The organism is Phenylobacterium sp. (genome assembly GCF_044371015.1).
Taxonomy (GTDB): domain Bacteria; phylum Pseudomonadota; class Alphaproteobacteria; order Caulobacterales; family Caulobacteraceae; genus Phenylobacterium.
Map to the genome: position 1 here is coordinate 1 of NZ_JBILUK010000114.1, position 9,809 is coordinate 9,809.

General features: G+C 70.9%; 10 protein-coding genes. 2 read left to right on the top strand and 8 right to left on the bottom strand.

The window, feature by feature from the left end; genetic code table 11:
* From ACIQ3R_RS10780 to ACIQ3R_RS10815, 8 genes are all read right to left on the bottom strand, one after another.
* Positions 1-377, bottom strand: a 377-nt coding sequence (locus ACIQ3R_RS10780; RefSeq protein ID WP_397418313.1) for a hypothetical protein, incomplete at its 3' end; no start/stop codon positions are given.
* Positions 378-381: 4 nt separating this feature from the next.
* A complete protein-coding gene (locus ACIQ3R_RS10785; protein ID WP_397418315.1) occupies positions 382-924 on the bottom strand; it encodes an RNA polymerase sigma factor in 543 nt (180 codons plus the stop codon).
* A 29-nt stretch (positions 925-953) separates the two neighbouring features.
* Positions 954-1,397: an EF-hand domain-containing protein gene (locus ACIQ3R_RS10790; protein WP_397418317.1), complete on the bottom strand. Its 444-nt coding sequence runs from the start codon at positions 1,395-1,397 to the stop codon at positions 954-956.
* Positions 1,398-1,407: 10 nt separating this feature from the next.
* On the bottom strand, positions 1,408-4,353 hold the full coding sequence (locus ACIQ3R_RS10795) for a bifunctional [glutamine synthetase] adenylyltransferase/[glutamine synthetase]-adenylyl-L-tyrosine phosphorylase (protein WP_397418319.1): 2,946 nt from the start codon (positions 4,351-4,353) through the stop codon (positions 1,408-1,410).
* Positions 4,354-4,398: 45 nt separating this feature from the next.
* Positions 4,399-5,853, bottom strand: a complete 1,455-nt coding sequence (locus ACIQ3R_RS10800) for a sensor histidine kinase (protein ID WP_397418321.1) — start codon at positions 5,851-5,853, stop codon at positions 4,399-4,401.
* 51 nt (positions 5,854-5,904) lie between these two features.
* The gene (locus ACIQ3R_RS10805) at positions 5,905-6,948 is read right to left on the bottom strand and encodes a quinone-dependent dihydroorotate dehydrogenase (protein ID WP_397418329.1); all 1,044 of its coding nucleotides are present in this window, start codon (positions 6,946-6,948) and stop codon (positions 5,905-5,907) included.
* A complete protein-coding gene (locus tag ACIQ3R_RS10810; protein WP_397418323.1) occupies positions 6,942-7,274 on the bottom strand; it encodes a DUF952 domain-containing protein in 333 nt (110 codons plus the stop codon). The genes ACIQ3R_RS10805 and ACIQ3R_RS10810 overlap by 7 nt, the downstream gene beginning before the upstream one ends.
* A gap of 5 nt (positions 7,275-7,279) precedes the next feature.
* The gene (locus ACIQ3R_RS10815) at positions 7,280-7,771 is read right to left on the bottom strand and encodes a SixA phosphatase family protein (RefSeq protein WP_397418325.1); all 492 of its coding nucleotides are present in this window, start codon (positions 7,769-7,771) and stop codon (positions 7,280-7,282) included.
* A gap of 89 nt (positions 7,772-7,860) precedes the next feature.
* On the opposite strand from ACIQ3R_RS10815, the gene ACIQ3R_RS10820 reads away from it, so the two are divergent.
* Both ACIQ3R_RS10820 and metW read left to right on the top strand, forming a co-directional pair.
* On the top strand, positions 7,861-9,018 hold the full coding sequence (locus tag ACIQ3R_RS10820) for a homoserine O-acetyltransferase (protein WP_397418327.1): 1,158 nt from the start codon (positions 7,861-7,863) through the stop codon (positions 9,016-9,018).
* Positions 9,019-9,040: 22 nt separating this feature from the next.
* On the top strand, positions 9,041-9,685 hold the full coding sequence (gene metW / locus ACIQ3R_RS10825; protein WP_397418331.1) for a methionine biosynthesis protein MetW: 645 nt from the start codon (positions 9,041-9,043) through the stop codon (positions 9,683-9,685).
* Positions 9,686-9,809: the final 124 nt, after the last annotated feature.

Consider the following 9,809-nt stretch of genomic DNA (forward strand, 5'->3'; position numbering starts at 1 on the left):
GCGGTGACGAGGGCCTCCGCGTCCGGGTCGGTTGCGACCGGCGCGACAGCCAGTTGGGTTCCGACCAGCAGGCCCGCCACGCAGGCCGCCGCCAGTCCGGCCCCCATCCCGACCGGCGCCAGCCAGCCGCGCCACCAGGATCCGGCCCTGGGCTTCGGCGCACCGGCCAGCACCGCGTCCGCGAGGTCCGGCGTCACGCGCTGAGGGCCCCAGGCATCCAGCCGCAGGTCCAGCGCCTGAGCAGCCGCCAGGACGGCTTGCGTGCGGGCGGGGTCCGTCGCCATCAACATCGCCGCACCCTCTCGCTCGCCTTCAGGCCAACGGGCGACGTCGCCGCCATAGGCTTCGGCGAGCGCATCGAAGCGTTCGGGGGTCATGCCTCTAGCCCTCCTTCAGATCCGCGAGCGCCGCACGCAGCGCCCGGCGGCCTCGCGCCAGCAGGCTCTCCAGAGCCTCGACGCTGACGCCCATGATGGCGGCGGCCTCGATGTTGCCGAGCTCTTGATAGTGGCACAGCGTCACGGCTTCGCGCTGGCGATCCGGCAGCGCGGCCATCGCGCGGACCACCCGGCGACCCACGTCGTGGGCTTCCAGGCCCCGGTCCGGCGCCGGGCCCTCGTCGGGCCGGTCCGGCGGGTCGGCATAGGCGGTCTCGCGTCGGCGACGCAGCCGGTCGTAGCAGAGGTTGAGCGCCACCCGATGCAGCCAGGTGTCGAACTTGGCGGCGCCCGGCTGCCAGCGCGAGGCCTGGCGCCAGATGCGGACAAACGCCTCCTGGGCCACATCCTCGGCCTCGCGCGGGTCGCCCAGCATCCGGCCGGCCAGCGCCAGCAACCTGGGCAGCTTGCGCCCGACGAGCGCGCGCACCGCCGCCGCGTCGCCTGCGGCCACGCGCGACAGCAGCGCCTCGTCGGGATCCGTCAAACCAGACCTTTCCGCGGGCCGGCGCGGGCCTATCCGGGGCCTGGTCCGCCACGCCTGCCCTGCCGAGACTTGGCCAGCTCGTCCTTCGAAAGCCAGCCGTCTGAGTTCGTATCCGTCATCTTGAAGCGGCGTTCGGTCATGGCGTCCATCTCCGCGCGGGTGACGGCGCCGTCCTTGTTGGCGTCCAGGCCCATGATTCCCGGGCCGCCCCCAGGCGGACCGCGACCGGCCGCTTCCGCCCGCCTGGCCATGGCGTCGGCCTCGGCCTGGGTGATCTTGCCGTCGCCGTCGGCGTCGATGCGGCCGAACATCCGGTCCTGACGCTGGCCTTGGGCCGTCTTGAACTCGGCGAGGGTGACCTTGCCGTCGTTGTCGATGTCGGGGTTCGGCGGCTCGCGTCCTGGGCCCGGCTGGGCCAGGGCGACGGATGCGGAGAGCGCCAGCAGGCCGGCGAAGAAGGTTGTGCGGATCATAGGTCCTCGATCAGGTTGGAATGCCCTGCCCGGTTCCTTTCACGCGCCTCGGCCCAGGTTCCGTCGGCGCCCTCATCACCGCCTCGTGGGCCTTGCGCGCCGCAGCCTGCGCGGCGGCCAGCCGGGACCTGAGGCCGGCGAGACTGCGTGCGCCGCCGACGCCAGCCAGCAGGGTCTGGAAGGCCCGCGGCTCGCGATCCGGGTCCGGCGGATCGGCAAGCGCCACCTTCAGGAGCTGGGCGAGGTCCTGTTGCAGGCGCCAGGCCTCCAACAGGGCGGAGATCGTATCGGCCGAAGCCAGCCCCGCGTCGCCCAAAGCGGCCAGGGCGCGGGCGGTGTTGGACTCCAGCGGTCCGCCGGCCGCGCCGTGGATGATCTGCAGATACTGGGCGGCGAATTCGATATCGACCAGGCCGCCGGGCGCCAGCTTCAGGTCCCACGGGCCGGCGGGCGGGCGCTCGCGGGCCATCAACGATCGCATCTCGACCACATCGGCCGCGGTCGCGGCCGGATCACGCGGGCGACGCAGAGCCCTGGCGATCGCCCCCGAGACGTCGCCGGCGAAGTCCAGATCTGACGCCCAGACCACCCGCGCACGGGTGAGAGCCAGGAACTCCCAGGTCTCGGCCTCGGCGCCGTAGTAGCTTTCGAATGCGCTCCAGCTGACCGCGACAGGCCCCTTGGCCCCGGACGGCCGGAGTTTCATGTCCACATCATACAGCTGACCTTCGGCGGTCGGGCTCGACAGCGCCGCGATCAGTCGCTGGGTGAAGCGGGCGTAGAAGGTGGAGGCGTCCCAGCCTTTCAACGCCGACACCACCGCTGGGTCGTCGGCCCGATAGAGCGTCATCAGATCGAGATCGGACGTCGCGCTCATCTCGCGGGAGCCGCACTTGCCAAGCGCCACCACCGCGACCTGGCCGTGGAAGGCGCCGCCCATCCGCGCGGCCTCGGCCAGGGCCGCCGGCGCCAGGGCGCCGATGCAGAGATCGGCCAGGTCCGCGAACGCCGCGCCGGCCTCCTCGGAGCGGGCCGCGCCGCTCATCACCTGCGCGCCGATCCGGAAGGCCTGCTCGCGATGCTGGCGGCGCACCGCATCCATCGCCGCCTCGAACCCCTCCGTCCGTGAAACCGTGGCCGCCATGGCCGCGCGTTCCGTCTCGATGTCGAAGTCCCCGAAAAAACCCGGATCGACCATCGCCTCTATGGCGGCAGGTCGCCGCGCCAGGGTCGTCGCCAGTCGCGGCGCGAACGCCAGCACCCGCACCACCAGCTCGAACAGCCTGGGCTGGGCCAGGAACAGCGACATCAGCTGCACGCCGCTGGAAAGCGCGCCGAAGAAATCGACGAACCGCCCGAACGCCACCTCCGGCGCGCCGGTGGCGTGGGCCGCCTCCAACAGGCGCGGCGCCAGCCGGGTGAACAGTTCCCGGCCCCGAGCGGTGCGGGTCGCCGCCACCCGTCCGTGGTGCCAGCCCCGGATCGTCGCCGAGACCCGGGCCGGATCCGCGAACCCCATGCGCGTCAGGGTGCGCAGGGTCTCGGCGTCGTCATCGACGCCGGTGAACACCAGGCTGCCGAAGCGGGACGATAGCGGCTCGGCCTCGGCAAACAGCTCCGCATACCGCGCATTCACGGTCTTCAGCGTGCGCGTCACACCGGCGTCGAAGGCCCGCAACGGTTCGAAGCCGGCCAGGGCGGCGACGCGTCGACGCTCCTCGGTCGCGATCGGCAGGCGATGAGTCTGTTCGTCGGCCAGCATCTGCACCCGATGCTCCAGATCGCGCAGGCGACGATAGGCTTTGGTGAGTTCGTGTCGGGCGGCCGGCGAGACATGACCGGCCTCGGTCAGGGCGGCCAGCGCATCCAGCGTGCGCGGACTGCGCAGACCCGGCTGGCGGCCGCCCAGGATCAGTTGCTGGGTCTGAACATAGAACTCGATCTCGCGGATCCCGCCGCGACCCAGCTTCAGGTCGACGCCCGCCGCGGTCATGCGCTCATCGGTCTTGTGGATGTGGATCTGTTGCTTGATCGACTGGATATCGGCGATGGCCGCGAAGTCGAGATTGCGTCGCCAGACGAAGGGCTCGAGCTCGGCCAGGAAATCGGCCGCAGCCCGCAGGTCCCCCGCGCAGGCCCGCGCCTTGATGAAGGCGGCCCGCTCCCAGTTCTGACCGACGCTCTCGTAGTATTCCAGCGCCTCGGGCGTGCTCACCGCCGGCGGCGTGGAGGCCGGATCGGGTCGCAGCCGCAGGTCGATGCGGAACACATAGCCCTCGGCGGTCCGGGCCTGCATCAGCTCGGCCAGCCTTTGGGTCAGCCGCACCGCGAAGGCCTGAGGCTCGACCCCCGCAGCCAGGCAAGGCGCGAGACGCTCCGGATCAAAGAACACCGAGACGTCGATGTCGCTGGAATAGTTGAGCTCGAAGGCGCCTTGCTTGCCCATGGCGATGCAGAACCAGCCGGGGACCGGCCCCTCGGCGCCATCGCCGACGCATACCAGACGCCCGGCCGCGACCTCGTCCCGCGCGGCGGCGGTCAGGGCGGCGGCGACCGCAGCGTCAGCGAAGCGGGTCAGCGCGCCGGTGACCTGTTCGAGGTCCCAGACACCGCCGAGATCACAGAGCGCGGTCAGAAGATGCAGCGCCCGCTTGGCGCGCCGCAGCACCGGGCCGGCCGCGTCGCCGAGCATCGCGGCGGCGGCGGCGGCGTCCGCCAGGATGGCGTTCAGCCGAGCATCCGGGTCTGACGCCAGGAGATCCAGGAGCCCAGCCGGATCCCGCCGCGCCAGTCCCGCGAGATAGGGCGACGCCGCAAAGACGGGCTCCAACGCCGGCCACGCGGCCTCGATCCCGTCACCCGCACCGATCGCGAGTCGCGCCCGAGCGGCCGCCTTGGCGTCCACCACGGGCCCGCACGGGCGCAGGGCCTGGGCGAGACTTGTGGCTTGGATCATGAGCGCAGGATCGCCCGCCCGGAGGCTGTGGGCAAGCGCGCGGACTCAGGCCGCGCGGGGCCGGCGGGCGCGAGGCGCGCCGGGCAGGCGGAGTTCGAACACCGTGCCTTCCGGTCCTGTCACCGACAGGCCCAGATCGCCGCCATGGCCCTGGGCGAGCTCGCGGGCGATGGCCAGGCCGAGCCCGGTCGAGTCCGGCCTTCCCGACCCGGCAAAGGGCTGGAACAGCCGCTCGCGCAGGCGCTCTGGGATGCCTGGCCCGTTGTCGGAGATGCGGATCAGGCTGGAGCCGCCGACCGCCTCGAGCGACACTTCCACGCGGCCTGTCCTGGCGCGGTCTTCCTGATGTTCAAGCGCCTGGCGGGCGTTGCGCAGCACGTTGACCAGGATGCGATGCAGTTGGTCGTAATCGGCCATCACCTGGGCGCCCGGGGCGGCCTTGATCACCAGCTCGACCTCGGCGTCGTCCAGGCGCGCCTCCGCCGCCGCTTCGTTCACCGCCTCGCGGAACGGAACCGTGCGCGGGTCGGGCGCCGCCTCCTCAGTCTTGCCGTAGGCCAGCACGCCGCCCGCCAGCTTCACCGCCCGGTCGAGCGCGCGCTCCAGGCGCGGCAGGGCCTGGCTGACCTTGGGGTCGTTCGACGCCGCCAGCCGCTCCGAAGCCAGCTGGGCGCTTGTCAGCATGTTCTTGAGGTCGTGATTGATCTTGGCCACCGCCTCGCCGAGCGCCGCCAGGCGGGCGCGCGCATTGAGCGCCACCCGCAGGTCGGCCTGCATCCGGTCGAGTTCGGTCTCGGCCCGGCCGATCTCGTCGCGGCGGCCCGACAGCGGCACGCGGGCTTCCGGGTCCTCCGGGTCGGCCCGGAAACGTTCCATGGCGAAGGTGATCCGCTGCATCGGCCGGACCAGGAACAGGTTAAGCGCCACATAGACGATGAGGCCAGCCAGAGCCGCCACGCCGGCGACGATCGCCACGAGCCGCCACAGATAGGCCGCCAGGGCCCGCTTCAGCTCGGTGTCGGTCGCGACGAATTCGATGAAGTCGGCCTCCCGGAACCGGGGCTCGGCCATCACCCGCATCCGCCCGCCCTCGCCCAGCAGGGTCTGGAACGGCGCGAAAAACGCCAGACCCGTCGCCTGCGGCCGGAGATCGACCACATAGGGCGCCTGCTCCAGCCTGGGCCCGGCGAACACCAGGGTGCGTACACCGTTGCGCGAGATGGCCACGATCTCCACGCCGGCGCCTTCCAGCAGTTCAGTCTTCAGCTGTTCGGAGACGACGCGGTCGGGCGCCACTTCGGCGGCCAGTGAGGCCAGTTCGGCGGCCCGGATCCGGTCCAGCAGCCACTGCCGCTCATAAGCCGTCATCGCCGGTGGAATGGCTAACGCCCCGCCGAGGGCCGCGAAGACCACGGTCAGAACCAGCAGGCGCGCAGAAAGGCCGCCGGGCCAGAACAGCCGACGGGTGCGTTCGGGCGCGAGAATCCGGGCATCCGCCATCGCTCGTCCCATAGCGGCCCGGGCGACGTGGGGCAACGCGGGTGCGGCGCTTCACCCGGCGCCGACGGCCGCCTGCACGGTTTTGAAGCCATCGGCGCGCAGGCGCCGGGCAAGGTCGCGGGCGATCGCGGCGCCCAGGCCCGGCCCCTCATAGACCAGAGCCGAATAGAGCTGCACCGCCGACGCGCCTGCGCGGATGCGGGCATAGGCCTCGGCGCCCGATCCGATCCCACCGGCGCTGATCAGGACCAGTCCCGGCGGCGCGGCGGCGCGGAAGCGCGTCAGCATCTCCCGCGACAGATCCGTCAGCGGCGCGCCCGAAAGTCCGCCCGTCTCCTCCGCGTGGCGCGACCGCAGCGAAGGGCGGCTGACGGTGGTGTTGGCGACGATAAGGCCCGTCAGGCCATGGGCGACGACCGCGGCGGTGATCTGCTCAACCTCTCCGTCCTCGAGATCCGGCGCCACCTTGAGAAACATCGGCCGGCGGCCGTCCGCAGGCAGCGCGAGCGCCGCCTCCGCAAGTCGCCCCAGAAGTTCATCCAGCGCGGCGCGGGTCTGCAGCGCCCGCAGGCCCGGCGTGTTGGGCGAGGAGATATTGACGGTCAAATAGTCGGCCAGACCCCACAGCCGGGTCAGCCCGATCACATAGTCGCCGACCCGATCGTCGGAGTCCTTGTTGGCGCCGAAATTGGCTCCGACCACGCCCCAGCGCCGCCCCGCCAGCCGCCCGGCGAAGGCCTCAAGCCCGTCATTGTTGAAACCCATTCGATTGATCACGGCGCGGTCTTCGGAGAGTCGGAAGAGCCGCGGTCGGGGATTTCCGGCCTGAGGCTTGGGCGTGACCGTTCCGCACTCCACAAAGCCGAATCCCGCCCGCAACATTGGGCCGAACACCTCGGCGTTCTTGTCGAAACCCGGGGCCAGCCCCACCGGATTCGGCAGCGTCAGGCCGGGCGCCAGATCCACCTTGAGAATCGGATCGGTCACGAGCGCCCACGGGCCAAGGCCCAGCTTCAGCCCCGCGAGCGCCGCGGTGTGGGCATCCTCCGGATCCAGCGAATGGAACGCACGCGTGGCCAGGCGATGGATCATGATCCGCTTGCGCCTGTGTTGAGCGAGGGCTTCGGGATATCGGCGACCTCCACCACATCCCGAACATCCAGCACCCCGTAGAGATGTGGAAACAACGCCCCGCCGCGCGAGGGCTCCCACTTCAACGCCGCGCCAAGACGGTCGGTCTCGACCTCCAGCGCCACGAGGTCGGCGACATCGGCGAAGTGGCGCCGCGCCGTCTCCGGAGTCTGTTCCTCGGTCGAGAAGTGAATGAAACCGTCACGGCGATCGTCGGCCGAGCCCTCGAATGTTCCGACCGCGCGAAACGCCTCCCAGTCGGCCCGGGCCATCAGCTTGTAGATGCGCACCCGCCTCAACGCTCCGGGATGAACAGACCGTCGAACTGCGGGCGGCCGTTATCGTCGAACAGGAACACCGCAGCGCAGGCGGTCGGGAAGTCGCGCTGGGCCTTGGCGATCAGCCCCGCCGGCGCCGAACCCTCGCGGAGCAGCTGGACGGTGAGCTCCTGCAGGCCCGGATTGTGACCGACGATCATCACCGTGGCGCAACTGGCGAGCGCGCCGCGGGCGGCGTCCCGGATCGTCGCGGAATCGGCGTGATAAAGATGAGCTTCGAAACTGGGCCGGGTGTTCGGAAAGGCGACTGAAGCCGCCTCCCAGGTGCCCCGCGCCCGGGCCGCGGTGGAGACCAGAGCCACGTCGGGCGCGAATCCCATGTCGCACAGTCGGGCGCCCATATCGGCGGATTCGCGCACCCCGCGCGGCGCCAGCCGCCGGTCGAAGTCGTCGCCGCTCACGGAATCGGGCTCGGCCTTGCCGTGCCGCAGGAGGATCAGGCGATCCATGGACGCTCCCTAACGCCCCCCTTCCATAGCCGACAGGCGGCCCACGGCAAGCCATTGACACTTGAGGTTCGCGGCGGTCCAACGCGGCCATGACGGCGCAGGGTCCCATCGCAGCGGAGATCGAGAGCGGCGGCGGAGCCTGGCGGTTCCCGGCCAACCAGCCGCTGCGGCTGGATTCCGGCGCGACGCTCGCGCCGCTGGAGGTGGCCTACAAGACCTATGGCCGTCTGAACGAGTCGCGCAGCAACGCCGTGCTGATCTGCCATGCGCTCACGCTGGATCAGCATGTAGCCTCGGCCCATCCCACCACCGGCAAGCCCGGCTGGTGGGCGCGCACGGTGGGCCCCGGGCTGCCGCTGGACACCAATCGCTACTTCATCATCTGTGCGAACGTCGTCGGCGGGTGCATGGGCTCCACCGGCCCGGCCTCGACGGATCCCGCCACCGGCCAGCCCTATGGTCTGGGATTTCCGGTGATCACCATCGGCGACATGGTTCGCGCCCAGGCCATGCTGATCGAGGCGCTGGGGATCGAGACCCTGTTCGCGGTCGTCGGGGGCTCGATGGGCGGCATGCAGGCGCTGCAATGGGCGGCCGACTATCCCAAGCGCATGCAGAGCGTGGTCTGCATCGCGGCGGCCGCGCGACACTCAGCCCAGAACATCGCGTTCCACGAGGTGGGCCGTCAGGCGATCATGGCCGATCCCAACTGGCGCGGAGGCGCCTATCTGGCCGAGAGCGTACGGCCGGAGAAAGGGTTGGCCGTCGCGCGCATGGCCGCCCACATCACCTATCTTTCGGAAGCCGCCCTGCAGCGGAAGTTCGGCCGCGAACTGCAGCGCGACGGCCTGTCCTGGGGGTTCGACGCCGACTTCCAGGTGGAGAGCTATCTGCGCCACCAGGGCGCCAGCTTCGTCGATCGGTTTGACGCCAACTCCTATCTCTACATCACCCGGGCCATGGACTATTTCGACCTGGCGGCGAACCACGGCGGTTCGCTCACGGAGGCGTTCCGCAAGGCCCGCGCGGTCAAGTTCTGCGTGCTCTCCTTCTCCTCCGACTGGCTTTACCCGACCGCCGAGAGCCGCGATGTGGTTCGGGCATTGAACGCCGCCGGCTGCCGGGCCAGCTTCGCCGAGATCGTCAGCGACAAGGGCCACGACGCCTTCCTGCTGGACGAGCCGCAGCTCGATCAGACCCTGCGTGGGTTCCTTGAAGCCCAGGCCAGCGCCAGGGGACTCAAGTGACCGGGGGCCTCAAGTGAGCGCCATGCGCGAGGACTTCGCCGAGATCCTCCGGCTGGTGCGGCCGGGCGCCCGGGTGCTCGACGTGGGCTGCGGCGAAGGCGAACTGCTGGATCTCCTCACCCGCGAGAAGGGCGTCGACGGCCAGGGCCTGGAAATCAGCCCCGAGGGCGTCGCGGCCGGCCTGGCGCGCGGCCTGGCGGTGGTGCAGGGCGACGGCGACAGCGATCTCGATCACTTCCCGACCCGCGCCTTCGACTATGCGGTCCTGTCCAAGACCCTGCAGCAGATGCGCGAGCCCCGGCATGTGCTCTCCGAGTTACTCCGCATCGCCGATCAGGCCGTGGTTTCGGTGCCGAACTTCGGCCACTGGAAGGTCCGCTGGGCGCTCCTGAGCCGGGGCCGCATGCCCGAGACCGGCGCCCTGCCCGAACCCTGGTGGTCGACGCCGAACATCCACCTCTGCACCCTGCGCGACTTTGTGGTCCTCTGCGACGAGCTGGGGCTGCGCATCGACGCCTGCGCCTCCCTGGCCGAGGGCCGCGCCGCGCGTCAGATCGACCCGCGCGCGCCGATCGAGAACTGGCGGGCGGAGACAGCGCTCTTCCTGCTGAGCCGACCGAGCCCCCCCGGCGCTGAACCGCCCGCGCCGGCGGACCTGTTCGGCTGAGGCCGTCGCGAGGATGGCCCGCTCGCGCCTGCCTCCTCGCCGCCAAACGCGCTGGTCCGAGCCGCCGGCGGGCGACCGCACGAGCTGGTTCATCCCGCCACTACGCAGCGGAACCTGGCATGGC